Annotated in this window: 21 protein-coding genes; 11 read left to right on the forward strand and 10 right to left on the reverse strand. The window is 68.6% G+C overall.

The features are described from left to right. From AC3WRI_RS12435 to AC3WRI_RS12445, 3 genes are all read left to right on the forward strand, one after another. A partial coding sequence (locus AC3WRI_RS12435) for a hypothetical protein (protein ID WP_492293384.1) occupies positions 1-239 on the forward strand: 239 nt, incomplete at its 5' end. A 150-nt stretch (positions 240-389) separates the two neighbouring features. After that, positions 390-779, forward strand: a complete 390-nt coding sequence (locus AC3WRI_RS12440) for an OsmC family protein (protein WP_010813534.1) — start codon at positions 390-392, stop codon at positions 777-779. Between the two features lie 430 nt (positions 780-1,209). Then, positions 1,210-2,031, forward strand: coding sequence for a hypothetical protein (locus AC3WRI_RS12445; protein ID WP_010813533.1), 822 nt, complete (start codon positions 1,210-1,212; stop codon positions 2,029-2,031). Positions 2,032-2,213: 182 nt separating this feature from the next. Here AC3WRI_RS12445 and AC3WRI_RS12450 read toward each other — a convergent pair whose 3' ends face one another. The 8 genes from AC3WRI_RS12450 to AC3WRI_RS12485 form a co-directional block, all read right to left on the reverse strand. Then, positions 2,214-2,975, reverse strand: coding sequence for a lipoate--protein ligase family protein (locus tag AC3WRI_RS12450; RefSeq protein WP_454751022.1), 762 nt, complete (start codon positions 2,973-2,975; stop codon positions 2,214-2,216). A gap of 46 nt (positions 2,976-3,021) precedes the next feature. Continuing rightward, on the reverse strand, positions 3,022-3,363 hold the full coding sequence (locus tag AC3WRI_RS12455; RefSeq protein ID WP_010813531.1) for a carboxymuconolactone decarboxylase family protein: 342 nt from the start codon (positions 3,361-3,363) through the stop codon (positions 3,022-3,024). A 79-nt stretch (positions 3,364-3,442) separates the two neighbouring features. Continuing rightward, complete coding sequence (locus AC3WRI_RS12460; RefSeq protein WP_439669585.1) at positions 3,443-4,567, reverse strand: acetoin dehydrogenase dihydrolipoyllysine-residue acetyltransferase subunit; 1,125 nt, start codon at positions 4,565-4,567, stop codon at positions 3,443-3,445. Next, positions 4,567-5,583, reverse strand: a complete 1,017-nt coding sequence (locus AC3WRI_RS12465; RefSeq protein WP_010813529.1) for an alpha-ketoacid dehydrogenase subunit beta — start codon at positions 5,581-5,583, stop codon at positions 4,567-4,569. The genes AC3WRI_RS12460 and AC3WRI_RS12465 overlap by 1 nt, the downstream gene beginning before the upstream one ends. A 36-nt stretch (positions 5,584-5,619) precedes the next feature. Beyond that, positions 5,620-6,621, reverse strand: a complete 1,002-nt coding sequence (locus AC3WRI_RS12470) for a thiamine pyrophosphate-dependent dehydrogenase E1 component subunit alpha (protein ID WP_011616379.1) — start codon at positions 6,619-6,621, stop codon at positions 5,620-5,622. Between the two features lie 71 nt (positions 6,622-6,692). Further along, positions 6,693-7,772 (reverse strand): ATP-NAD kinase family protein, encoded by a 1,080-nt coding sequence (locus tag AC3WRI_RS12475; protein WP_010813527.1) that lies wholly within the window; start codon positions 7,770-7,772, stop codon positions 6,693-6,695. A gap of 234 nt (positions 7,773-8,006) precedes the next feature. Further along, positions 8,007-10,013 (reverse strand): sigma-54-dependent Fis family transcriptional regulator, encoded by a 2,007-nt coding sequence (locus AC3WRI_RS12480; protein WP_011616377.1) that lies wholly within the window; start codon positions 10,011-10,013, stop codon positions 8,007-8,009. A gap of 214 nt (positions 10,014-10,227) precedes the next feature. Continuing rightward, the gene (locus tag AC3WRI_RS12485; protein ID WP_010813525.1) at positions 10,228-11,268 is read right to left on the reverse strand and encodes an LLM class flavin-dependent oxidoreductase; all 1,041 of its coding nucleotides are present in this window, start codon (positions 11,266-11,268) and stop codon (positions 10,228-10,230) included. A 191-nt stretch (positions 11,269-11,459) separates the two neighbouring features. Here AC3WRI_RS12485 and AC3WRI_RS12490 point away from each other — a divergent pair, with 191 nt between their 5' ends. Beyond that, positions 11,460-12,215: an IclR family transcriptional regulator gene (locus AC3WRI_RS12490; protein WP_037025844.1), complete on the forward strand. Its 756-nt coding sequence runs from the start codon at positions 11,460-11,462 to the stop codon at positions 12,213-12,215. 12 nt (positions 12,216-12,227) lie between these two features. On the opposite strand, the gene AC3WRI_RS12495 is transcribed toward AC3WRI_RS12490, so the two are convergent. Then, positions 12,228-14,972: a hypothetical protein gene (locus tag AC3WRI_RS12495; RefSeq protein WP_492293385.1), complete on the reverse strand. Its 2,745-nt coding sequence runs from the start codon at positions 14,970-14,972 to the stop codon at positions 12,228-12,230. A 203-nt stretch (positions 14,973-15,175) separates the two neighbouring features. Here AC3WRI_RS12495 and AC3WRI_RS12500 point away from each other — a divergent pair, with 203 nt between their 5' ends. The 6 genes from AC3WRI_RS12500 to AC3WRI_RS12525 all read left to right on the forward strand — a co-directional run bounded on the left by AC3WRI_RS12500 (position 15,176) and on the right by AC3WRI_RS12525 (position 21,931). After that, a complete protein-coding gene (locus AC3WRI_RS12500) occupies positions 15,176-15,889 on the forward strand; it encodes an IclR family transcriptional regulator (protein WP_492293386.1) in 714 nt (237 codons plus the stop codon). A 63-nt stretch (positions 15,890-15,952) separates the two neighbouring features. Beyond that, positions 15,953-17,560 carry an OPT/YSL family transporter gene (locus AC3WRI_RS12505; RefSeq protein WP_011616372.1) on the forward strand — a complete coding sequence of 536 codons (1,608 nt, stop codon included), beginning with the start codon at positions 15,953-15,955 and terminating at the stop codon, positions 17,558-17,560. A gap of 67 nt (positions 17,561-17,627) precedes the next feature. Then, positions 17,628-18,821 (forward strand): aminotransferase class V-fold PLP-dependent enzyme, encoded by a 1,194-nt coding sequence (locus AC3WRI_RS12510; protein WP_010813520.1) that lies wholly within the window; start codon positions 17,628-17,630, stop codon positions 18,819-18,821. 44 nt (positions 18,822-18,865) lie between these two features. Beyond that, complete coding sequence (pepE, locus tag AC3WRI_RS12515) at positions 18,866-19,621, forward strand: dipeptidase PepE (RefSeq protein ID WP_492293387.1); 756 nt, start codon at positions 18,866-18,868, stop codon at positions 19,619-19,621. A gap of 134 nt (positions 19,622-19,755) precedes the next feature. Next, positions 19,756-20,916 carry a porin gene (locus AC3WRI_RS12520; protein WP_058697761.1) on the forward strand — a complete coding sequence of 387 codons (1,161 nt, stop codon included), beginning with the start codon at positions 19,756-19,758 and terminating at the stop codon, positions 20,914-20,916. A 58-nt stretch (positions 20,917-20,974) separates the two neighbouring features. Further along, complete coding sequence (locus AC3WRI_RS12525) at positions 20,975-21,931, forward strand: DUF1177 domain-containing protein (protein ID WP_492293388.1); 957 nt, start codon at positions 20,975-20,977, stop codon at positions 21,929-21,931. Between the two features lie 25 nt (positions 21,932-21,956). Here the strand turns inward: AC3WRI_RS12525 and AC3WRI_RS12530 are convergent, their stop codons facing one another. Then, on the reverse strand, positions 21,957-22,937 hold the full coding sequence (locus AC3WRI_RS12530; protein WP_011616368.1) for a DedA family protein/thiosulfate sulfurtransferase GlpE: 981 nt from the start codon (positions 22,935-22,937) through the stop codon (positions 21,957-21,959). Positions 22,938-23,347: 410 nt separating this feature from the next. Here AC3WRI_RS12530 and kdgD point away from each other — a divergent pair, with 410 nt between their 5' ends. Beyond that, on the forward strand, positions 23,348-24,262 hold the full coding sequence (kdgD, locus tag AC3WRI_RS12535; protein ID WP_492293389.1) for a 5-dehydro-4-deoxyglucarate dehydratase: 915 nt from the start codon (positions 23,348-23,350) through the stop codon (positions 24,260-24,262). Positions 24,263-24,323: the final 61 nt, after the last annotated feature.

Raw genomic sequence — 24,323 nt, forward strand, 5'->3', positions numbered from 1 at the left:
TCGGTTGTTTGGTTGTTAAAGAACTTCGCCGCCGGCTTTGCCGTTCAGCGCCGCTGCGTTGTCTGCAGCAGAGAAACGAGATTATGCAGAGCTTTCTTCGTTTCGTCAACCGTTTCAGCAACTTTTTTCGCTGCGGCCAGCGCGCCAACTTCGCTGCGCCAACCCTTCCGGTCGACCCCGCAACCCTTGCTGCGCCTGCTTTGCAGCGCTGCGTTGTGTTGCGAGGGGGCGAATATTAAGTGACCGCAGCGGGGTTGGCAAGGGGTATTTCGAAAAAAAGCCAACCCACCTGAAAAAGGCACTCCAAGCCACTTCAGCTCTCGGCGGGCGCTACTTATAGAATGGCTGTTCCGGCCCACCGGGCCGCTCTTTATAGATGGGGACGTTTGATGACTATCCAAGCGACCTGGCAACCAAGCCAGGGCAACAGCATCTGCCACCTGACCAACGGGACTGCCGAGTGGCAAGCCGACCTGGATGCATCCGCCGGCGGCGACACCCAATACCCGAACCCGCATGACCTGCTGGATTCGGCCCTGGCCGCCTGCACCACGCTGACTTTGCAGCTGTACGCCAAACGCAAGGGCTACGCCATCACCGAAGTCCATGTATCGGTCGGTCATGAAGAGGCCAACGGGACCTACACCATGAACCGGGAGGTCAAGGTCAGCGGCGAGCTCACGCCCCAGATCCTGGATGACCTGCTCCGCGTGGCGAATCGCTGCCCGGTGCACAAGACCTTGTCGGGACAGTTTTCCATCCAGACGTCGATTGCCTGACCCACCCTGGCAAGATCACGCTGCTATTGTCACCTCAAATGATAATCGTTATCATTTGCTGACTCAGGCTGTGACACGTCCTGAGTCAGCAAATGGGTTCACCGGACACGGACGTGTCCGGTCTTTTCTTTCCGGCGACCTACCGTCGCGGCGGCCCCGTTCCGGCCGATTCCCTCCTGCCCGATGTCATCGTCCTGACGCACGTGGTGCGATACCGTACCTGGCGTGGACCAGGCGCGTGCCCCACCCGTTCGAGGGGCATCCTGCCCCGGTGTGTTGGCTGGCCCACCAAGGTTTCGTCGCTTTCCGGGCAAACCGGCGCCGTACGCTTTATCTGCCATGCACCGCAGGCTTACCATGAACGGAAAGCAGAACAAGTAGAAGGCGCCAACAGAAAGCGCCGATACATCGAAGCGAGCGGGGGGATTCCTTGACCAACTTCATCGAAGCGTATTGCGCGCAGGTTCGGCTTGCGGGCGCAGTCGGCGTGATCGCCAAACCGGTTGTGGTGGCACAGGACGGCACCTACGCCATGCACTACGTGCCCTGCGAATACCTGAACCCCCAGGCACCCCTGGTGCTGGTCAGCACCACGCCCGGCCACGCCCATGTGCGGCTGGCCGCCGCCGTCACCGAAGAACTGATGCGCGCCCATGCACCCGGCCGCGTGATCCAGCGCGAGAACAAGCGGCGCGTCGAACTGGGCGGCAAGCTGGTGCGGCCCAACCTGATCCGCATGCTCGACCACTTCCGGGTGCCCGAACTGGTTGGCCTGCCGCACGCCGCGGCATTGTGGAACGATGGGTTCGAGCGCCTGCAACCGCTTGCCTTGCTGCCGCATGCCACCACGCGGCGCGGTCTGGCGTTCGACGGACCGCTGGAAGAACTGCTGGAGACCCCGATGCTGCGCGAGGTATTCGAAGCGCGGTTCCTGGGCGCCGTGCGCCAGATGCGCACGGATGCGCTGTACATCGCGCTGGGCCGTACCGCCTGGGCAGGGCTGCGGCATGCAGTCAGCCGCCGGCTGCTGGCAAAGCACCAACTGCTGGGGATGATGCCAGTGCCAGCGCGCGCCGGCAGCATGGTGCGCTACTTCCTGCGCGAGATCGCCGCCAGCGACCTGTCGGCCAAGGATCCGGTGCGCCATCGCGTGGCCTGGCTCGATGCCGCCCATGCCGAGCTGGAAGCCAGCGTGCGCAAGCTGCGCGCTGCCATCCGGCCGGACCCGCACTCTGCCTACCTGATCGCGTAAGCGATCACTCGCCTCCATGACTGTGCTCGACAGACCCCACCGAAGTGGGGTCTCGGCGATCCATGCTGTGCCGATAACGTCTCCTGAGGCATCTGACACGCCTCGCATTCCCGATTTTTGGCGGCCCCGCGTGGGCCGCGATTTTTTTGGGGATCGCCAAATGGCGTCGCCCGGTCAAGCAGCTACGCCGGTGGCGGCGTCTGCCCCACGCTTCGCCGCAGCGCATCCGATACCTGCGCCATCAGCGCGGCGTCGTCATCGACCGCGCGGCCGCTGGCCAACAATGCCTCGAGCACACTGACGACCTTGCCCGCGTCATAGTGCCGGCCGCTGTCGATGGCCGCTTCGAACGCATTGGCGCGCGCGTTGATCTGCACGGGGCCGGCGCTGACCAGCAGCACCGCATGGGCCAGCACCAGGTGGCGCTGCCCGTCGGCCGTTTGCATGGCCGCGGGTGCGCGCCGCCAGTACTGCGCCGTGCCGGCGATCTTGCGCGCGGCTTCGGGCGGGCCCCAGGCCAGGTTGTAGCGGCCGTCGCAGAAGGAGCCGGCCACCGCCTGCCAGTGCGTGTCGACGCCCAGCGATTGCAGCGCGTCGCCGATGACCTCGCACAAGTGCAGGTAGACCGCGTCGCTGCGCGCGCCCGGCGGCTGTTCCACTGTGTAGGCCAGGCTCAGGTTGAGGATGCCGGGGCCCTGCGGCACCAGCCCGCCGCCGGACATGCGCAGGAATACCGGACATCCCTGCTGCGCGAAGTCGGCGCGCGCGGTTTCCAGCGCGGCATGGCGCAGGTAGGTGCGCGGCACCACCAGCGACAGCGGCGCCTCCCACAGCTGCGCCACCTGCCGGCCTTGTGCCGCGAGGTCGAGCAAGGCCAGCTCATCCTGCAGCGGGTCGCTGCCCGCCTGCCCGGCATGGGCCGCATCAATAAATTCAAACGGCATGGGATGGCACCAACCTCCGGATAGCAACGTGCCGAGTCTAGCAACACTAGGCATTGAGCGCATCGAAGTACGCCAGCGCCTTCGACGCGTACATGGCGCCGGGTCCGCCACCCATCTCGATATTGATGGCCAGCACTTCGGCGAGCTGCTCGCGCGTGGCGCGATGGCGCAGCGCCTGGCTGGTGTGGAACAGCACGCAGTCGTCGCAGCCCTTCTGCACCGCCAGCGCGACGGCAATCAGTTCCTTGACGGCGGCGGGCAGGCTGCCGTCCTGCGTGGCGGCCTTCATCACGCCCTGGAAGGCGCTCATGGCGGCGGGCTGGGCCTGGCCGAGCGCACCGAATTGCCTGTTGATCTCGGTCAGGCGGGTCTTCAGGTCTGTGGTCATGAGGTCTCCTGTCTTGAATTGGAACAAGGCGAGCTGGCCGAGCGGATGGCGCCCTGGGCGGCGCCATCCGCGCGCGGCATCAGCCGCCCAGATGCTGCTTCAGCAGCGCGTTGAATTCATTGGCCTTCTCCATCTGGCTCATGTGGCCAGCATCGGCAAAGACCTTGACGGTTGCTCCCGGCGGCGCGGCTTCAGCGTGCGCGGCCGGGATGATCTGGTCCTGACCGCCCCACACCACCAGCACGCGCTTGCCGCTGTTGGCCAGCCGCTGGCCAGGCTGCTCGCTCTGGCGGCCGCCGCCGAAGAGTCCCTGCCCCAGCGCCGTCAGCGCCTCGGTGACGCCGTCCAGCCGCTTGTAGCGCAGCAGGTCGTCCAGCATCTGGCGGCTGACCAGCCCCGCGTCGGCGAACAGCAGTTCGACCACGGGCTTGAGCTCGCGCCGGGACTGGGCACTGACGAAGCCTTCGGTATAGCCGCTGTTGACGGCGTCGCCAAAGCCCACCGGCGACACCAGCGCCACCGACAGCACCCGCTGCGGTGCATCCACGGCCAGTTGCGCGGCCACGCCGCCGCCCATCGAATGGCCGACCACATGCGCCGCCTCGATCCCGGTCTCGTCCATGAAGCGCGCTACAAAGCCGGCCATCTGCGCCAGCGTCGTGCCCGCGAGCCGCGGCGACGACTGTCCGTGGCCGGGCAGGTCGAGCGCCACCACGGTGTACGCGTCGGCCAGGGGATCGAGGTTGAACAGCCAGTTGTCCAGGTCTCCGCCAAATCCGTGGATGAAGAGCACGGTTTCGGCGCCGCCACCCTTGCGGGCATAGCGGACCCGGATGCCGTCGACGTCGGCAAACTGGTACGCGGCAGCGGCGTCCTCTTCGCCAGCGTCGTCCGCCGGCGTTTCATAAGCCGCGACATAGTCATCGATTTGCGCATCGCTCACCTCCGCAGGTGCCAGCACGCCCAGCAGCGCCTTCACCGGCAGCACGTCGCCGGCCTGCGCCACCTTGCGGCGCAGCGTGCCGGCGTCGGGCGCCTCCACCGCATTGGCGATCTTGTCGGTTTCCACATCCAGGATCGGCAGGCCCACGGTAATCTCGGTGCCTTCGTCGACCAGCCACGCATTGACCGTGCCTTCCTTCATCGACAGGCCCCACTTGGGCATCACGATCGGGATAATCGTGGGGGAAATTTCGGTTGCCATCAGTGCTTGCCTCCCTTCATGGTCTTGCGCGCGGCGGCCGCGATCTGCGCGGCGCTGGGGATGTACAGGTCCTCCAGCGTCGGCGAGAACGGCACCGGCGTGTGCGGCGGGCACACCATCTCGATGCCGGCCTTGAGCGCGCCGAAGGCTTGCTGCGCAACCTGCGCGGAGATATCGGTGGCGATATTGCAGCGCGGGCTGGCCTCGTCCACCACCACCAGGCGGCCGGTGTTCTCGACCGACTCCAGCACCGTGTCCATATCCAGTGGCGAGAGCGTGCGCAGGTCCACGATCTCGGCCTCGATGCCCTCCTTGGCCAGCGTTGCCGCCGCTTCGAGCGCGCGATGCACCATCAACCCGTAGGTGACGATCGACACGTCCTTGCCGTCGCGCACGATATTGGCCTCGCCGAACGGGATCGCGTAGGCGCCTTCGGGCACCTCGCCTTCCAGGCCGTACAGGTTCTTGTGCTCGCAGAAGATCACCGGGTCGTTGTCGCGGATCGCCTGGATCAGCAGGCCCTTGGTGTCGTACGGCGTGGACGGGCACACCACCTTCAGGCCGGGGATATGCGTGAACAGCGGCGTCAGCATCTGGCTGTGCTGCGCGGCTGCGCGAAAGCCCGCGCCGACCATCGCGCGGATCACCACCGGCGTCTCCGCCTTGCCGCCGAACATGTAGCGGAACTTGGCCGCCTGGTTGAAGATCTGGTCGAAGCAAACGCCCATGAAATCGATAAACATCAGCTCGGCGATCGGGCGCATGCCGCAGGCCGCGGCGCCGATGGCGGCGCCCACGTAAGCGGATTCAGACAGCGGCGTGTCCAGCAGCCGGTCGCCGTGCTTGGCGTAAAGACCCTTGGTCACGCCCAGCACGCCGCCCCAGGCGTCCTTCTCGCCGTCCGCGCCGGCGCCGCCGACGATATCTTCGCCCAGCATGATGACGCTGGGGTCGCGGGTCATTTCCTGGTCGATCGCCTCGTTGATCGCCAGCTTGATGCTCAGTTTGCGAGCCATGGTTTGTCTCCTGATATTGGGTTAGCGCGTGGCAGATCAGTAGCTGACGTAGACGTCGGTGAGCAGGTCTTCGGGACCCGGCTGCGGCGCGGCCTTGGCTTCCTGCACGGCATGCTCGATCAGCGCGGCGACCTCGCGGTCGATGGTGTCGAGTTCTTCGCGAGCGACCACTCCCGCCTGGGTCACGGCGCGGCCAAACAGCTTCAGGCAATCCTTGTTGGCGCGGATGTCGTCGAGTTCGCCGGCGGCGCGGTAGGTCTGCGCATCGCCCTCGAAGTGGCCATAGAAGCGGACCATCTTGCATTCGAGCAGCGACGGCCCGCCGCCTTCGCGCGCGCGCCGGATCACTTCGCCGGCCGCTTCATGGACGGCGAAGAAATCGGTGCCGTCCACCGTCACGCCCGGGATGCCGAAGCCGGCGGCGCGGTCCACGTAGCTGTCCACCGCGGTGCCGTAATCGCGCGAGGTCGATTCGGCATAGCCGTTGTTCTCGATCACGAAGATCACCGGCAGGTTCCAGACCGCGGCCAGGTTCAGGCTTTCCAGGAAAGTGCCCTGGTTGGAGGCGCCGTCGCCGCAGAAGGTGATGCCGACCTCGCCCTTGCCGCGGAACTTGGCAGCCAGCGCGGCGCCGCAGATCAGCGGCGCGCCTGCGCCCAGGATGCCGTTGGCGCCCATCATGCCCTTGGACAGGTCGGCGATATGCATCGAGCCACCCTTGCCATTGCACGAGCCGCCCTTCTTGCCGTAGATCTCCTTCATCATCGCCACCGGATCGACGCCCTTGGCAATGCAATGGCCGTGGCCGCGGTGTGTGCTGGCGATGCGGTCGCCATCGTTCAGGTGGTGCAGAATGCCGACGCCCGCGGCTTCCTCGCCCGCGTATAGATGGACGAAGCCCGGGATGTCGCCGCGCCCGAAGTCCACGTGCAGGCGTTCTTCGAAATCGCGGATGGTGCGCATCTTCCGGTACACCGTCAGCAACGTCTCCTTGTCGAGCGGCAGCGCGGCGGAATCTTGAGAAGCTCTGGCTGTCATGTCTGTCTCCTTCGTTTTCAGGTGTTGCACTTCAAGAAAGGGGAAAAGCGGGCGGACGCGGTGCCCGCGCGTCATCCCACCGCGGCGGGCTGCGGCAGGCTGCGCATCAGGTGGTGGCGCGCGGCATGGCGCATGCAGGCCGCGACGTCGATGCTGCGAAAGGCGTGGTCATGCAGGGTGACCGTGACTTCGTCGTCCGGGCCGAAGGCCAGCTCGCGCTCTCCGTCCAGCGCGACAATGCCGCTGCGCTGGCGCACGCGATGGGGCCGGCCGTGTTCGAGCCGCTGCCAGCCGGCCACCGGCACGGTGCACATCAGGCCGGGTGCGATCGGCGCGCACAGGTCGAATTCGCCTTCGCCGGGCGCGGCCAGTTCGATCGCGAGGCCGCCCTCCTCACGCCGGCCCACCGGCTCCAGCAGCCCGGCGATGGATGACAGGCCGATGGCCTCGGGGTCGGCAAAGGACACGTAGACGGCGGCAAGCGTGTCGGTCTTCCACAGGGCGCGCGCGCCGATGAAGTGCTCGTGCGAGATCACCGCATCCACCAGCGCAATATCGCGGCGAAAGCCGCCGTTGCCGTCACGGATGACGATGTCGAGCCGCTTGTTCGACGCCAGCGCCTGCGCAGGAGGAATGCGGCCCGTGGCATAGAGGCCGGTTGCCAGCCCGATGATGGTGGGCTCGCGCATTTCGGGGTAGGCATTGTTGGTGCCGGTCGACAGGCCCGCGATCGGCACCGCGCCGCACTCGCGCACCACCGCGCGGTGGGTGCCGTCGCCGCCCAGCACGATGATCGCGGCCACGCCCGCATCGGCCATGCAGCGCGCGGCGCGCAGGGTGTCGTCGACGCGCGCGGTGACCGGCATGTCGAGGTAGTCGACCGCGGGCAGGCCCGAGTCCGGCCCCTGCCGGCGTGCCAGGTGCCGCGCCAGCATGACGCGCAGGCCTTCGCGGTCGGGCATCATCAGCACGCGCTCCACGCCGCAGGAGGCCAGCGCGGCCAGCAGGCGCAGCACGATATTGACGCGGTCGGCCAGCTGCAGGCTGTTGGCGTTGGCGATCACACGACGGATGTCGCGCGCGGAAATCGGGTTGGCGATGATGCCGACCACTGGCGCGATCTGCGCGCTGGCGCCTGCTGCGTGCCCCATTGCCTGTCTCCTGTTGTCGTTGTCTTGCCAGGCGTATTTGCAATGGCTGTGCCAGTGCGCGCAGGCAGTGAAAACAGCGGAAACAGGGGTATCAGCCGGTCGGATCCGAGGGATTACCCCGAGACGGCAGGGCAAAAACAACGCTGCGCTGTGACAGGTGTCACAGCGCAGGTGTACAGGGGATGGACAACCGTATCGCACGGACGGCGCGCGTGCGCCGTGCTGCCTGCCGGCTTATGCGTCGGTGGGCTCCGGGCCGCCGTCGCGCCGGTTGGGCGACTGGATGCCGTAGCGCTCCATGCGCCGGTACAGCGTCATGCGGCTGACGCCGATCTGCCGCGCCACGGCGCTCAGGTTCCAGCCGGACGCGCGCAGGTATTGCATCAGCAGCATGCCTTCCGGCGGCAACTGGTGCGGGTCGAACGGTGCGGCAGCGGGTGACTGGGCGGGCCCTGGCTGCGGCAGGGCGGCGGACGGTGCGGGTCCCGCCAGGCTGTCAGGCAGGTCCGGCACATCGATATAGCCGTCGGCGCAGACCGCGCGCGCGTACTCCAGCACGTTGCGCAGTTCGCGCAGGTTGCCAGGCCAGCGGTGGCGGTGCAGCCGCTCGCGTGCCGCGGGCGACAGCGTGATCTCGCTGCCCTCTGCGCTCCCTTCCTGCAGCAGCTTGCGGACCAGCCAGTCCAGGTCGGTACGCGCACGCAGCGGCGGCAGCGTAAAGCGCGCGCCGTTGAGGCGGTAGTACAGGTCCTCGCGGAAGCGCCCGTCGGCCACCAGTTGCTCCAGGCTGTGGTGCGTGGCGGAAATGACCCGCAGCCGCACCGGCACCGGCCGCGCGGCGCCAACAGGCAGCACTTCGCCCTCGGCCAGCACGCGCAGCAGCCGCGACTGCAGCTCGCGCGGCATGTCGCCGATCTCGTCCAGGAACAGCGTGCCGCCGTCGGCCTCCTGGATCAGGCCGCGCTTGCCGCGCGGGCCTGCGCCGGAGAAGCTGTTGGGCAGGTGCCCGAACAATTCGCTTTCAATCAGTGTTTCAGGGATCGCCGCGCAGTTCACCGCTACGAACGGCCCGCCGCGGCGCGCGCTGGCAAGATGCAGCGCCTTGGCCAGGAACTCCTTGCCGCTGCCGGTCTCGCCGTGGATCAGCAGGTTGATCGGCGAATCGACCAGGCGCGCCGCGCGCTGCAACTGCAGCTGCAGCGCGGCATCGCCGCCGGTCAGCGCCGCCAGGGCATCCGGCATCGCCACCTGCGTTTCGGCGGGCGGCGCCTGCCAGCGCAGCGCGGGCGGCAGCACGCTCAGGTACAGCAGGCCGCCACTGCGGGTCAGCGCCACCAGGCGCTGCTCGCTCGGGCGCGAATAGACATAGTGGCCCAGGTCCTCCAGGCGCGCGTCGAACAGCGTCTCGAACCGCTGGCCCAGCACGGTGGCGCCCGGTGCGCCACCCAGCTCGCCTTCCAGCATCAGCCTGGCGCGGTGGTTATGGCCGACGATGCGGCCCGCCTCGTCCAGCGCCAGCAGGTATTCGGGATTGACGTCGACGAACTCCGGCGCCACGTTCAGCTTCAGGATCCAGTCGCGGCGGTGCGCGCGCAGGAAGTTGGCGTTCTCGATATGCGCGGCGTAGATGCGCACCATCTGCAGCGCCAGCCCCTGGCTGTCCTTGGCCTGCGGCGAGGTCAGCGCGGAGATGTCGAGGATGGCGTGCAGGTTGCCGTGCGTGTCGAACAGCGGCGCGGCGGTGCAGGTCAGTGGGATATGGGTGGCGTCGAAATGGTCGGCCTGGTGCACCGTCAGCGCCTGGCCCGTGGCCAGGGCGGTGCCGACCGCGCAGGTGCCGGCGCCGCTCTCGCTCCACTCGGCGCCCAGGTACAGGCCCGCGTGGCGCAGCGCGGCATCGCTGCGGGCCTCGCCGATATAGTCGACGGTCACGCCCTGCGCATCGGTCAGCAGCACCACATAGCCCAGGCCCGCCACTTGCCCATACAGGCTCTGCAGGCCGTGGCGCGCGATGCGCGCGAAGTCGTCGATGCGTTCCTGGTGTTCGCGCAGGCGCGGCTGCGGCAGGATGCGCGCCTCCTGCATGCGCGACGGATCCAGGCCGTACTGGTGCACGCAGCGGCGCCATGAGTTCTGGATGATGGCGTCGTGCGCGATCCGGTCCGCAAGCACGGCCGGCGGGGCAAGGTATGTGGTGGCCTGGACCACCGTCTCGATGTGCTCGCGTTGCCGCAGGTCCATCGCTGTCTCCTGTCGTCGCTGCCGTCGGCCCCATGTTTCGGATGGGGGTGGATCGTGCGAACTGTCGGGCGCGTGCTGCGGGAGCCGCGCCTCTCTCGGTCTCGGGCCTTCTAATGTATCCGAGCGGATCGGCCGGGCGCAAACAGGATTCGCGGCGCGCCGGCGGGCACACGCCGCAAGTGCGGCGCACGCCATACCGGAGCATCGCAGGCGCTCAGAGCGCTGATGAGGTCTTCAGGCTACGCGCCGCATCGGCAGCGATGGCGAACGAGCGCAGGCGTGCCTGGTGGTCATGGATCTGCCCGGTCAGCATCAGCTCATCCGGGCGCAGGTCATCGACAAAGCGCTGCATGCCGGCACGCACGGCGTCGGGATCGCCCACTACCGAGCACGCCAGCGAGCGGCGGATATGGTCGGCCTCGCTCTCGGTCCACAGCGCTTCGATATCGTCCACCGGTGCGCGCAGCTGCCCCGGAGTGCCTCGCACCAGCGCCAGGAACTGCTGCTGCAGCGAGCTGAACAGGCGGCGCGCCTGGTCGCCGGTCTCGGCCGCGAACACGTTCAGGCCCAGCATCACATAGGGCCGGTCCAGCGCTTCGGAGGGCCGGAAGGTGCGCCGGTACAGGTCCACCGCCTGGCGCATGAAGCCCGGCGCAAAGTGCGAGGCAAAGGCGAACGGCAGGCCCATCGCCGCCGCCAGCTGCGCGCTGAACAGGCTCGAACCCAGCAGCCAGATGGGCACCTTGAGCCCGGCGCCGGGCACCGCGCGCAGGCGCTGGCCGGGGCGCACGTCGTCGAAATAGGCCTGCAGTTCTTCCACGTCCTGCGGGAAGGTATCGGCGCTGTCGGCCGACAGGTGGCGGCGCAAGGCGCGCGCGGTGGCCTGGTCGGTGCCGGGCGCGCGGCCCAGGCCCAGGTCGATGCGGCCCGGGTAGAGCGAGGCCAGCGTGCCGAACTGCTCGGCGATCACCAGCGGCGAATGGTTGGGCAGCATCACGCCGCCCGAGCCCACGCGGATGGTCCTGGTGCCGTTGGCGACATAGCCGATCAGCACGGCGGTGGCGGCGCTGGCAATGCCGGGCATGTTGTGATGCTCGGCCAGCCAGTAGCGGTGGTAGCCCAGCCGCTCGGCATGGCGGGCCAGGTCGAGCGAGTTGCGCATGGCCTGGCCGGCATCGCTGCCTTCAGGGATGGGGGCCAGGTCCAGCACGGACCAGGCCACGCCTGCGCCGTTGGGAATAGAGTCGTGATTCATGTGGTGGATGGCGGGCGACCGATGCCGCACGCGGGCAATGCGTATGGCCCGCTATCTTAGAGACCATGGCGCGATCGTGCTGGCGGCCTGATCGCGGCCCTTCGGGCGGCGTGGGTATCACGGGGGCGCGGGAAGGATTGAGTCGCGCCGCGCTTGCCCGTACCATGCAGCCCGATGCCAAGGAACAAGCGATGACACTCAAGACACTGGACGGTGCGCTGGCCCTGCTGACGCACTTCACCGTGCGCCAGCCGACCTGGGGCGTGCGCGAGCTGGCCAAGCACAGCGGCGTGCACTACGCCGTGGTGCACCGCGTGCTGGCGACGTTTGCCGCCAATGGCTTCCTGGTGCAGGACGCGGCCACCGGCAAGTATTCGCTGGGACTGCGGTTGTTCGAGCTGGGACAGGTGGTGCGCAAGAGCTTCTCGCCCGACGAGATCGTGCGCCCGGTGCTGGAAAAGCTCGCCGCGCAAAGCGGCGAGACCGTGTTCCTGTCGTGGCTCGATGGCCATGAGGGCCTGTGCGTGGGACTGGTGCAGAGCCAGCACCAGCTGCGCTTTTCGATCGAGCTGGGCGAGCGCTTCCCGCTCTATGCGGGCGCGCATGCCAAGGCGATGCTGGCCTTCCAGGACGATGCCTTCCGCGATGAGGTCTACCGCCAGGGGCTGGCGCGCATCGCCCCACACACGACGCTGGACCGCGAGCGCATCGAGCAGCAGCTGGCCGAGGTGCGCGAGCGCGGCTGGGCCCATACGCGCGAGGAAGCCGCCGCCAGCGTGGCCGGCCTGGCGTTGCCGCTGTGGTCGCGCGACCGCAGCGCGGTGGTGGGCTCGGTCGCCATCGCCGGGCCGCAGCAGCGGCTGGACCAAGCCGCGGTACCGCGCCTGCTGGAGGCGCTGCGCGATGCCAGCGGCCGGCTGGAAGACGTCATCGGCTTCGTGCGCTGACGCGCTGTCTCTTCACACCAGCAGCGCCTTGCCCACGGCCCCGCCCAGCACGCGCTGGCCGATCGCATGGCCCAGCGCGCGATAGCTCTCCCATTGCGCCTCATCGAAGAACTGGTCGCCGGTGGCCTCCTGCGGAAACGCGGGATGGGTCGCGCCGTAGTGGCGCACGTCGGCCGGCGCCCATGACACCAGCCGCGGCTTGAGCAGCACGATGCGGCAGGTGCGTGCGCGTGGCGCCCCGCACTCCGGGCCGGTGCGAAAGACATTGAGCAGCACCGCGCATTTGTCGCCGGTCGGCGCGCCCGGCAGGAAATCATCCGGCACGCCGAAGACACGGCTCAGCACCGGGTGCGTGGTGGCAGCCTCGGTATCGACCACGATCTCCAGCCCATGGTCGATGCGCGCCAGCCGGATCAGGTTGGCCAGGTCGCCGAAGCGGTAGTCGGGGTCGCCCCCGCAATCACACAGCACGATCAGCGAGACATCGCGGCCCGGGCGCAGCAGCTCGTACACGCCGGTGTTGTCGAAATGCCCGCCATCGGACAGGTACTGCCAGCCGCGCCGCGTGCCGTGGAAGCGCGCGCTCAGTTCGCAGCCCAGGTAGTACTGCGTGCGGAAAAGCGCGATGCCCGCGGCCAGCCATGGATGCGCGGCGCGTTCCGGATGGCGCCGCGCGCGGCCCCGGCGCCCGCCTTCGCGCGCGTGGCTGGCCGGATACGACGGCCACCATATGCCCAGACGCAGGTTCGCCAGGCCAAGCAGCATGGATGTGCCCAGCGTGGTCGCGCGCCCCAGCCTGGTGGAGACGGCCGCGCCCGAGATCGCCATCCAATCTCCCACCGTGCGCGATTCGGCCAGTTTGCCCGAAGACGGCCATGAAACGTCGGGGCAGCAACCCCGGCCGTCGATGGTAAAGCGCGCGTAGGCGTCCGGCGGGATCGCCGCCGCCACGCCGGACAGCACCACGCAGGGGCCGGGCGCCAGGCACAGCGGCTTGCCCTTGCGGTCGCGCTGCACCAGTTGCTCGGCCGGGTCGACGGTGAGATTCAGCGTGACGTTGATCAGGTGCAGCGGCGCCAGCACGCGCGGATCGTAGTAGGTGTTCAGGCTGAGCTGGTCGCCGGGCACGGGCTCGGCCACGCTGAAGCGGGCGCGCTGGCTGCCGTCGCGGCCGGCACTCGGGTCGGGAGCCGCGAAGCGCTCCCCGTTGGATGCGCCCAGGAACGCGCGCGTGAGCCGCGCCGCGTAGAACGGCTGCAGCGTCGACAGGTTCAGGAAGCCGGAGAAGCGCCCCGCCACCAGCGCCAGCACCAGGCTCACCACAGTGAACGTGGCCAGCGCCGGGCCGGTATAGGCGTTGCCGAACACCAGCCAGTCGACCGGCTCGCGCCCGTCCCAGCGCACCCACAGCACCAGCCACGACCACAGCACGAACAGCAGCAGGGCCAGCACCGCCGCCACCGCGCCCGCCAGCAGCGATACCGGCAGCCGGGCACACAGCGCGCGCCATGGCGTGTCGGTGCTGCCCTGGCGGCCGGCGTCGCGCCAGCGCGAACCGTAGCGCACCAGCCAGACCAGCACGCCCAGCACGGTTGCGGGCAGCGCCGCGCCCCACTGGTGGTGGGCCTGGTGGGCAAACAGGTAAGCGGTGCGTGCGATGGTGTCGGCAATGCCCAGCGCCGCCAGCCACAGGGTCAGCGTCAGCGCGCCACGCAGTGCGCGCGTGGCGCGCACGCGGTAGGCGGCCACGGTGCGCGGCTCGCCCTGCAGCAGCGCCAGGCACCACAGCACACCTAGCAGCGTCAGCACGCCCAGCGCGGCAAAGAGCTTGCCGATGACCAGCCCCGGACCGAGCCATTCCGACCAGCGCGCCGCGGCCAGCAGCATCAGGCCCAGCAGCGTGGCGAGCAGCGGCGCGGGGCTCAGGAAGCGGGCCGTCGCCTGCGGATCGTTGGCGCGCGGGTAGATCAGCCAGTAGGCCAGCCCGGGAGGCACCGCGCCAGCCAGCGCGGTGGCCAGCGGCAGCCACAGCAGCGTGCTCCACCAGATCGCGCATTCGCCCTGGTTGAAGGCCTGGCGCGCGTCGTGCAGCAGGTCCATCTCATAGCGCCCCAATCCGTAGGAAACCCCCACCGCGATGTGTTGCCCGAGCGCCAGCACAGCCAGCAGCACCAGCAGCGCGCTGCCGATCACGAAATGCATGGCCAGCCAGTTGCGCACCACCAGCGCGGCGGCATAGAGGTTGTCGCCGGCACCGGTGGGCGACAGGTAGCGGCCGGGGTCCGCGGCATAGGACACCGAGGTATGGATGCGCCCCGGCGGCTCGCATTGCAGCGTGTGATAGGCGTCGGTGGCGGCCTGGACCGGGCCCGCGCCCCGACGCAGGCGGCCGGGCACGAACAGGCTGACGAAGAAGGCGCCGAGGTAGCCGCCGCCGCTGACGGTGGAGAGGTAGTCGAACTGCGCCAGCAGCGAGGCCAGGCCCGGCACGGTCTGCGCCGCGGCGGCGGCCGCCGGCGTCGCGGCTTCCGGCGCGGGGGCCGGCGCTGCCGCCTTGGCGGGCATCGCGGTGCCCGCCATCGCCTGCATCACGCCCAGGCAGAAGGTGGCGCTGCGGATGCCGCCGCCGGACAGTGCCAGGGCCCAGTTGCGCTGGCCATCGCCGGCGCGCGGCGCAATGCCGAGCTGGCGGCGGCGCTGGGCGATGCGGGTGGCCTCGTCGCCGGATCCGCCGGTTCCGTGGTGTTCCGCGGCCATGCGCGTCCTCCCGGTAACAGTCGGTCTGCGCCAAGTATAGGCGGCGGCGCTCCGCCGTTGCCGCCGCCGGCATTCGCCCGGCGCGGCCAGCCGGCCCCACGTTAACCCTGATTGTTGAGAGCCGGGACCAAGCCTAGCATTTCTCTGTATCAGAGACGCTGTCTCTTATATAGAGACACAAACAGTCGACGCAACCACCCGCCATGCTCAAGACCCTGGACGGCGCCCTGGCGCTGTTGACCCACTTCACCGCCCGCCAGCCCAGCTGGGGCGTGCGCGAACTGGCGCGCTACAGCGGCGTGCACCACGCCGTGGTGTACCGCGCGTTGGCGACCTTTGCCGCCAACGGCTTCCTGGTGCAGGACGCGCTTGGCCGCTACGGCCTGGGGTTGCGCTGGTTCGAGCTGGGACAAGTGATGCGCAAGACGTTTTCGCCGGCCGAGGTGGTGCAACCGGCGCTGGAAGCGCTGGCGCGCGAATGCGGCGAGACCGTGTTCCTGTCGTGGCTGGACGGTGGCGAGGGCTTGTGCACGGATATCGCCCAGAGCCAGCACCAGCTGCGCTTTTCGATCGAAGTGGGCCAGCGCTTCTCGCTGGACGCGGGCGCGCACGCCAAGGCCATCCTGGCATTCCAGCCGGAAGCGTTCCGGCGCCAGGTAACAGGCGACGCGCCCGAGCCGGAAGCACGGCTGGCGCAGATCCGCGCCGACGGCTGGGCCTACACCTGCGAGGAATCCGCCGCCACGGTGGCCGGGCTGGCGCTGCCGCTGCGCCACCGCGACACCCGGGCAGTGGTGGGATCGCTGGCCATCGCCGGCCCGCTGCAGCGCCTGACGCCTGAGGCTGTGCCGCGCTTGCTGGAGGCGCTGCGCACCGCGCGCAACACCATCGGCCCGGTGGCGGGTTTCATGCGCTGAGCGCGCGCAAGGCATCACACACAACAGACAAAACCAGACAACACTACGGGGAGCAGTGGACAAATGACCATGCCAACACAACTGAACGCGCCGATGGCGGCGCAGCCTGCAACACGGACACGCTTCATGGAGCCCTTGCTGCTACTGGTCTCCGTGGGGCTGTCGGTGTTCGGCGCCATGATCGGGATGCAGCTGATCGTGTCGCTGGGGATCTCGGCCAACACCTCGATCATCGGCGCGCTGATCGCGATCGTGTTCTCGCGCATCCCGCTCGAGATCACGCGGCGCTTCCGCGTGCTGGAGCGGCAGAACCTGGTGCAGACGGCAATCTCGTCGGCCACCTTCGGCGCCGCCAACTCGCTGATGATCCCGATCGGCGTGCCATACGCGATGGGCATGCCGGAACTGGCCACGCCGATGCTGATCGGCGCGGTGATCGCCATGTTCGTTGACGGCGCCATGCTGTACTTCCTCTTCGGCAGCAGGATCTTTCCCGCCACCGGCACCTGGCCGGCCGGCATCGCCACGGCCGAGGCCATCTGGGCCGGCGACCGCGGCGGGCGCAAGGCCGCGTTCCTGGGGCTGGGTATTGCCGTGGGCGTGGGCGGCGCCTGGCTGGGCGTGCCGATGTCCGCGTTCGGCGCGGCCTTCCTGGGCAACCTGGCGGCACTGACCATGTTCGGCATTGGCCTGCTGGTGCGCGGCTATTCGGTGGCGCTGACCGGCATTGACATCGCCAAGGCCTATATCCCGCACGGGCTGATGATCGGCGCGGGCATCGTCGCGCTGTTCCAGGTCGCCAATGAGATCCGCCGCGCGCGCCATGCCCCGGCCGCGGACACGTGCACCATCGAAGTCCCGGCCTCGCGCGCCAGCCGCATCCTGTCGGGCGGCTTCCTGATCTACCTGGCGATTGCGCTGCTGATCTCGGTGCTGGCCGGCCATGTCTCGGACATGTCGCTGGGCATGCTGGTGGTGTTCGTGCTCTATGCCGCCTTTGCCGCCTATGTGCATGAGCTGATCGTCGGCATCGCGGCGATGCATTCGGGCTGGTTCCCGGCCTTCGCGGTGGCACTGATCACGCTGACCATCGGCATCCTGATCGGCTTCCCGCCGACGGCGCTGGCGGTGCTGGTGGGTTTCTCCGCCGCCACCGGCCCGGCCTTTGCCGACATGGGCTACGACCTCAAGACCGGCTACCTGCTGCGCGGCGAAGGCCGCGACATGGAGGCCGAGCTGGCCGGGCGCAAGCAGCAGTTCCTGGCCGCGATGATCGGCTTTGCCGTGGCCGCGATGGTAGTGCTGGTGTTCCACGGCACCTTCTTCGCGCAGAACATGATCCCGCCGGTGGACCGCGTCTACGCGGCCTCGATCAAGGCGGGCTCGTCGGCGGAGATTGCCCGCAACCTGGTGATCTGGGCCATCCCCGGCGCGCTGCTGCAGCTGATCGGCGGCTCCAGGCGCCAGCTTGGCATCCTGCTCTCCACCGGCATGCTGATTGCCTCGCCGCTGGCCGGCTGGGCAGTGCTGGCAGGCCTCGCGATCCGCTTCGTGCTGCAGCGCCTGCGCGGCGACAAGCACGTGGCCGAGATGAGCGCCTTCGCCGGCGGCGTGATTGCCGGCGACGCCCTGTTCAGCTTCTTCGGCTCCGTCACCAAGCTGCGCAAGTAAGTGCGCAACTGAGTCTTACCTCGGGGCGCGGTCGCCGCGTCCCGCCTGCCATTACCCGAGACGTTCCATGGATATCCAAGCCATCCAGGCGATCCGCGCCGACACCCCGCTGACGGCCTCCACCATCTATCTCGACACCGCCGCGGCCTCGTTGCCGCCCGACGCGGTGCTCGATACCGTGCGCAGCTACCTGCTCGATACCGGCCACGTCGGCATCTACCTGCCGGCCTTCCGCAAAGAGACCTACGCGCGCGTGGAAGCGGTGCGCGGCAAGCTGGCCGGACTGCTCAACTGCGCCGCCGACGAAGTCGCCTTCACCAAGAACGCCACCGAGAGCATCTCGATCGTCGCGCGCGGCATCGCCTGGAAGGCCGGTGACGAAGTGCTGGTGGCTGACACCGAGATGCTGAGCAACCTGCTGCCCTGGCGCCGGCTGGAGCAATCGCACGGCATCGTCGTGAAGATGGTCGCGGCCAATGCCGAAGGACTGCTGTCGCCCGCGGCGTTCGAGGCCGCCGTGACCTCGCGCACGCGCCTGCTCACCTTCTCGCACCTGCCCAATTCGACGGGTGCGGTGCAGCCGGCCGCGCAGATCTGCGCGCTGGCGCGCCGCCATGGCGTGCTGTCGCTGGTCAATGCGGCACAGAGCGTGGGCATGCTGCGCTCGGACGTGGCCGAGCTGGACTGCGATTTCCTGGCAGGCTGCGGCCGCAAGGCGCTGCGCGCGACCGAGGGCTCGGGCTTCCTGTATGTGCGCCGCGCGCTGATCGAGCAGGTCGAGCCCGCGCTGGTGGGCTGGTGGAACGGCGCCTATGACCGTGCCACGGGCGCGCTGTCCCTTGTCGCTGGCGCCAGGCGCTTCGAGGCTGGCTGCCCGATCGTGCCGGCGATCCTCGGCATGGGCACCGCCATCGATTACGCCGCCGCCATCGGCATCGACGCCATCGAAGCGCGTGTGCGCGACCTGACCGAGTACGCGGTGGCGAAGTTCTCGTCGACCCCCGGCTTCGAGCTGTACGGCCCGGCCGACGTGGCCAACCGCATCGGCATCGTGCCGTTCAATGTGCGCGGCGTGGACCCGGCGCGCATCGTCGCCGCGCTGGAAACGCAGCAATGCATCATCGAGGCTGGCAACTTCATGGCCGACGCCATCCTGGCGCGCTATGGCGTGTCCACCATGGCGCGCGTCTCGCTGCACTACTTCAACACGCATGAAGAGATCGACCGCGTCGCCGCGCTGATCCGCGCCGCGATCGCCTGATCGCGCATTGAACTTCACCAGACTCTCCTGACGGAAACCAAGACATGACCCAACGCATCCTCCTGATGAGCAGCTCGCGCAAGGACAACCTCGGCTACCTCGAGCACGCCGGCGAGCAGATCCACACGCTGCTCAGGCGCGAGCCGCGCAAGGTGCTGTTCGTGCCGTTCGCCGGCGTGACCTTCAGCTTCGACACCTATGAAGGCATGGTCAAGCCGGTGTTCGAGACGCTGGGCTACGCGCTCGAATCGATCCACCACAGCGCCGATCCGCTGCGCGCCGTGGAGCAGGCCGAGGCCATCGCGGTGGGCGGCGGCAACACCTTTGCGCTGCTCAAGCGCATGTACGACGCCGGCATCGTCGACGCAATCCGCGCCAGGGTGCGCGCGGGCACGCCATATGTGGGCTGGAGCGCCGGCAGCAACGTCGCCTGCCCGACCATCCGCACCACCAACGACATGCCCATCGTGCAGCCGCCGTCGCTGCGCGCGCTGGGGCTGGTGCCGTTCCAGATCAACCCGCACTTCATCAGCGGCAAGCCCGCCGGCCACAACGGCGAAAGCCGCGAAGAGCGCCTGGCCGAGTTCCTGCACATCAACGCGCCGGAGCAGGTGTTTGCGCTGCCGGAGGGTTCGGCGCTGTTCTCGGACGGCACCCGCGGCACCGTGCTGGGCGAGCGCCATGCGCTGTGGTTTCCGGCCAAAGGCAAGGTCGAAACGATTCGCGAGGGCGAGATCTTCCCGCTGTCGCAGATCACCGGTCCGGCCGGGATGCAGGACTGGCCGGGATTTGCTGCCTGAGCCGGCGGCACTGCCATGAGCCGCTGACGCACTGACCCGGGCCGGTCCCGGGCACAACAAAGAGAAAACCGCCCCGCGGGCCGCGCAGTGCCGCCCGCGCGGGCTCCCTTTTGCCTTTTGGAGGAGAAAACAACATGAGCCACACCATTCGCCACGCCGCCCGCCTGGCACTGCCGTTGCTGCTGGGCCTGCCGGCCGCCGCGATGGCGCGGTCCGGGGTGACGCTGTACGGCGTGATCGACACCGCGCTGACCTACCAGACCCATTCGAACCCGGCGGGCGATGCCCAGATCGGGCTGCAGCAGGGCGGCGAAGGCTTCCTGTCGGGCAGCCGCTTCGGCCTGAAGGGCACCGAGGACCTGGGCGGCGGCGTGAAAGCCGGCTTCGTGCTGGAAAACGGCTTCCTGGCCGACACCGGCAGGCTGGACCAGCAGGGCCAGCTGTTCGGGCGCCAGGCCTACGTGAAGATCGGCAACCAGTGGGGCGATCTGGCACTGGGCCGGCAGTACACCACGGCCAACACCATGCTGTACTACGTCGATCCGCTCGGCGTGGGCGCGGCGCCGTCGAACTCCTGGATGGTTTACCTGACCGGCCAGCGCTATGACAATGCCGTCAGCTATACCGGCAACTTCGGCCCGGTGTCCGTCATCGCCGAATACGCGCTGGGCGAAACCCCGGGCAACAGCAAGGCGACCTCGTCGATGTCGCTGGGCCTGAAGTACGCCGCCGGCCCGATCACCGCCATCGGCGACTTCCAGCAGACCCGCGACAGCCAGAGCCGCGCCGCGCGCATCTACATGGCCGGCCTGAAGGCCGCGGTCGGACGCGCCAACCTGTTTGCCAACTACATCTACAGCGACCGCGACGCCGCCTTCGATTCATCGAAGGGCGGCACCGACACGGCCACCATCACCAGCATGTCGACCGCCGCCACGGCCACCAACCGCGCCGCCATCAACTCGGTCTTCGGCAGCAGCCGGCGCGACGACTTCTTCACGCTGGGCGCCAACTACGCCGTCACGGGCAACGTCACGCTGACCGCCAGCATGATGCACAACCGCACCCGCGCCGACAACTTCAGCGGCAACCGCACCACGGCATACGGCGTGGCCGGCTATGCGTTCAGCAAGCGCACCGATGCCTACCTGGCGGTGGCCTATGACTGGGTGCGCGGCGGCTGGTCGGGCCTGTTCGGCAACAACACCACCAACTGGACCGGCGGCAGCGGCAAGCCGCTGGACGGGCGCGACAACCAGACCACGGTCATGGCCGGCCTGCGTCACCAGTTCTGACTTTTCGTAGACGCCATGCCCGCGCCGAGCGGGCATGGCACATCCTTTGGAGAAAGCCATGGCCCTGCAGCAGACGCTGGTCATTCATGAAGCCCTGGACAGCCCGCACGCCAACGGTGCGGTCGTCAGCGAACTGTTCGCGCCCTATGCCGGCGCCGGCGTGAGCGTGGAAGTGACCACGATCCACAACGCCCCGCCCGAGAACACGGCCAACACCACCGACTTCATCACCATCGTGATCCCCGGCACCACGGGCAAGCGTGGCGGCGGCAGTGCGCCGACGCTGGGCGTGATCGGCCGCAACGGCGCGATTGGCGCGCGCCCGGAACTGGTGGGGCTGGTGTCTGACGCCGACGGCCCGATCGGCTGCCTGGCGGTGGCGCTCAAGCTGGCGCAGATGAAGGCGCGCGACGACCACCTGGCGGGCGACGTGATCGTGACCACGCACCTGTCGACCAATGTCTCGATGCAGCCGCACGACCCGGTGCCGTTCATGGGCATGCCGGTCTCGTCCGACACCATGAACGACTACCAGGTGCTGCCGGAGATGGACGCGATCCTGTCGATCGATGCCTCCAAGGGCAACAGCATCATCAAGCACCGCGGCTTTGCGATTTCGCCGACGGCGATGCAGGGCTACATCCTGCGCGTGGCGCCGGACCTGGTGGCGACCATGGAGTCCACCACCGGCTGCCCGGCGGTGACCTTCCCGATCTCGCAGCAGGACATCACGCCGTACCACAACGGCCTGTACCACTTCAACAGCATCATGCAGCCGCACGTGGCCACCCGGGCGCCGGTGGTCGGCGTGGCGGTGACGGCGCGGTCGGTGGTGTCGGGCAGCGCGACCTCGGCCAACCATGAGATCGACATCGCTGAAGCCGTGCGCTTCTGCGTGGAGGTGTCCAAGCGCTTCGGCGCCGGCAAGTGTCAGTTCTTCAATGCCGCCGAATGGGAGAAGATCCGCGCCGTCTACCCGGACCTGTCGGTATTCCAGACCGCGGGCAAGCGCTGAGCGCAGCGCCGGCGGCCTGGCAGGTTCAGGCGGCTTCGGCCGGCCCTGGCTGGTTGGCCGCCTCGGTCGGGGCGGTGCCGCCGTGGCGCCGCTTCCATTCGTCGAAGCCGCCGGCCAGCGCCCAGGTCTTCGGGTAGCCGGCCACGCGCAGGCGCTCGGCCAGCAGCGCGGCGGACAGTTCATTGGGGCAGGCGCAATAGACCACGATGTCGGCCCCGGCGTGCGGCACCCCCAGCGCGTCCAGGCTGTCCAGCGCGCCCTGCATGTCGAGCACCACCGAGCCGGGGATGCGCTCCATCGGCGTGTCGCCGTGGGCGCGCACGTCGATCACCACCGGCAGGCTGCCGGCGAGCCGGCGCGCTTCCAGCTCATCCACCGTCATGCGCGGCACGCGCCGCGTGCGGCGCAGCAGCCGGAAGCGGCGCCACCAGCGCCACGCCAGGAACAGCGCGAACGCCACCAACAGCCCCACCACGGCCATATGCCCGTAGGCGCTGAACGCCTCCAGGATGGCATCGATAAAATCACTGAACACCACGCCGATCAGCAAGGCGCTGCCAGCCCAGACCAGCGCGCCGATGGCGTCATAGAACAGGAACACCGGCAACGGCGTGCCGGTCATGCCCGCCATCGCGGTGGACAAGGCCCCGGCACCGGGCAGCAGCTTGGCGATCACCAGCGAGCGCGGCCCCACGCGCAGGTAGAGCGACTGGGTCTGGCGGATGCACGAGTCCTGCGAAATCGATACCCGGCAGATCGTGCGCAGCATCGGCTGCCCCAGCCGGCGCCCGGCGAAGTACCAGCCGGTATCGGCAATCAGGCAGGCAAAGATCACCGCAGCCAGCACCGCGCCGATCGACGGCCCGGTCTCCTGCATGCCCAGCGCGCCGGCGACGAACAGCATCGGGTAGGCCGGCACCGGCAGCCCGGCCTGCTCGACCAGCACGTTCAGGAACACCAGCATCAGCCCGTGGTTTTCCAGCAAGGCCTGTAACTCTCCCACCATGTTCTCCCCGTCAGTCCAGGATGCCAGTGTGCCAGTCGCCGGGGGCCCGTGCACCGGCAGCTTTGCATGGGTGTTTCAAATTTCCTGAGTGGCAGGCGCGCTGGCAGAAACCACTCCGACTTACGTTGTCCTACAACATTACACGGCTGCCCCACCGGAGCTCCACGGTAGGACGGCCGCGCCATCCATGCTTGAAGTGCCCCAGACGGCATGTTTCTGTCCCTTTTTGCCCGCCGGCAGGGCTTTCCAGCGAAAACGCCGGCCGCATCCCGGTTAACCCCGAATGATCACAAGCCCTATTGCCTTCGCCAGAGCCTTGTCATACGATGACTGATAACTCGGATGATCTGCACCGCCGCAGTCAGCCGCCACTGCCACCCGGGGCCACTGGCCCGCTCAGGATTGCCGCAATGCTCGCACCCAACGAACTCAAGCAAATCATCTCCGAAGGCCTGCTGTCCTTCCCCATCACCGACTTCGACGCCCAGGGCGACTTCGCGCCGCAGTCCTACGCCGCGCGGCTGGAGTGGCTGGCCCCCTACGGCGCCACCGCTCTGTTCGCTGCGGGCGGCACCGGCGAGTTCTTCTCGCTGACACCGCAGGACTACTCGGCCGTGGTCGACACCGCCGTGCGCACCTGCGCCGGCAAGGTGCCGATCCTGGCCGGCGCCGGCGGCCCGACCCGCACCGCCATCGCCTACGCGCAGGAAGCCCAGCGCCTGGGCGCGGCCGGCTTGCTGTTGCTGCCGCACTACCTGACCGAAGCCAGCCAGGACGGCATCGCCGCCCACGTGGAGCAGGTCTGCAAGTCGGTGGATATCGGCGTGATCGTCTACAACCGCGCCAACTCGAAGCTGGATGCGACGCAACTCGCGCGCCTGGCCGAGCGCTGCCCCAACCTGGTCGGCTTCAAGGACGGCGTGGGCGACATCGAGGCCATGGTCAGCATCCGCCGCAAGCTGGGCGACCGCTTCTCCTACCTCGGCGGCCTGCCCACGGCCGAGGTCTATGCCGCGGCCTACAAGGCGCTGGGCGTGCCGGTGTATTCGTCGGCAGTGTTCAACTTCATCCCCGAGACCGCGATGGACTTCTACCGCGCCATCGCCGCGGATGACCACGACACCGTGGGCCGCCTGCTCGACAACTTCTTCCTGCCCTACCTGGCCATCCGCAACCGCAAGGCCGGCTATGCCGTGAGCATCGTCAAGGCCGGCGCCCGACTGGTCGGCCACGACGGCGGCCCGGTGCGCGCGCCGCTGACCGACCTGACCGGCGAGGAGATGGAGATGCTGGGCGCGCTGATCAACAAGCTCGGCCCGCAGTAAGCGGCAAGCAAGCCGCCCTCGCATTGCATATCGACAGGCCGGCCGCGGGGCACTTGCCCTC

It is taken from the genome of Cupriavidus sp. FW305-27 (assembly GCF_058787995.1).

Excerpts from the sequence above, each read along its gene's own strand:
- AC3WRI_RS12465 (WP_010813529.1), bottom strand. The coding sequence starts at position 5,583 with ATGGCTCGCAAACTGAGCATCAAGCTGGCGATCAACGAGGCGATCGAC.
- AC3WRI_RS12525 (WP_492293388.1), top strand. The coding sequence starts at position 20,975 with ATGGCCCTGCAGCAGACGCTGGTCATTCATGAAGCCCTGGACAGCCCG.
- AC3WRI_RS12470 (WP_011616379.1), bottom strand. The coding sequence starts at position 6,621 with ATGACAGCCAGAGCTTCTCAAGATTCCGCCGCGCTGCCGCTCGACAAG.
- AC3WRI_RS12505 (WP_011616372.1), top strand. The coding sequence starts at position 15,953 with ATGACCATGCCAACACAACTGAACGCGCCGATGGCGGCGCAGCCTGCA.
- AC3WRI_RS12520 (WP_058697761.1), top strand. The coding sequence starts at position 19,756 with ATGAGCCACACCATTCGCCACGCCGCCCGCCTGGCACTGCCGTTGCTG.
- AC3WRI_RS12480 (WP_011616377.1), bottom strand. The coding sequence starts at position 10,013 with ATGGACCTGCGGCAACGCGAGCACATCGAGACGGTGGTCCAGGCCACC.
- AC3WRI_RS12490 (WP_037025844.1), top strand. The coding sequence starts at position 11,460 with ATGACACTCAAGACACTGGACGGTGCGCTGGCCCTGCTGACGCACTTC.
- AC3WRI_RS12510 (WP_010813520.1), top strand. The coding sequence starts at position 17,628 with ATGGATATCCAAGCCATCCAGGCGATCCGCGCCGACACCCCGCTGACG.
- kdgD (WP_492293389.1), top strand. The coding sequence starts at position 23,348 with ATGCTCGCACCCAACGAACTCAAGCAAATCATCTCCGAAGGCCTGCTG.
- AC3WRI_RS12475 (WP_010813527.1), bottom strand. The coding sequence starts at position 7,772 with ATGGGGCACGCAGCAGGCGCCAGCGCGCAGATCGCGCCAGTGGTCGGC.
- AC3WRI_RS12455 (WP_010813531.1), bottom strand. The coding sequence starts at position 3,363 with ATGACCACAGACCTGAAGACCCGCCTGACCGAGATCAACAGGCAATTC.
- AC3WRI_RS12485 (WP_010813525.1), bottom strand. The coding sequence starts at position 11,268 with ATGAATCACGACTCTATTCCCAACGGCGCAGGCGTGGCCTGGTCCGTG.
- AC3WRI_RS12495 (WP_492293385.1), bottom strand. The coding sequence starts at position 14,972 with ATGGCCGCGGAACACCACGGAACCGGCGGATCCGGCGACGAGGCCACC.
- AC3WRI_RS12530 (WP_011616368.1), bottom strand. The coding sequence starts at position 22,937 with ATGGTGGGAGAGTTACAGGCCTTGCTGGAAAACCACGGGCTGATGCTG.
- AC3WRI_RS12500 (WP_492293386.1), top strand. The coding sequence starts at position 15,176 with ATGCTCAAGACCCTGGACGGCGCCCTGGCGCTGTTGACCCACTTCACC.
- AC3WRI_RS12440 (WP_010813534.1), top strand. The coding sequence starts at position 390 with ATGACTATCCAAGCGACCTGGCAACCAAGCCAGGGCAACAGCATCTGC.
- AC3WRI_RS12450 (WP_454751022.1), bottom strand. The coding sequence starts at position 2,975 with ATGCCGTTTGAATTTATTGATGCGGCCCATGCCGGGCAGGCGGGCAGC.
- pepE (WP_492293387.1), top strand. The coding sequence starts at position 18,866 with ATGACCCAACGCATCCTCCTGATGAGCAGCTCGCGCAAGGACAACCTC.
- AC3WRI_RS12460 (WP_439669585.1), bottom strand. The coding sequence starts at position 4,567 with ATGGCAACCGAAATTTCCCCCACGATTATCCCGATCGTGATGCCCAAG.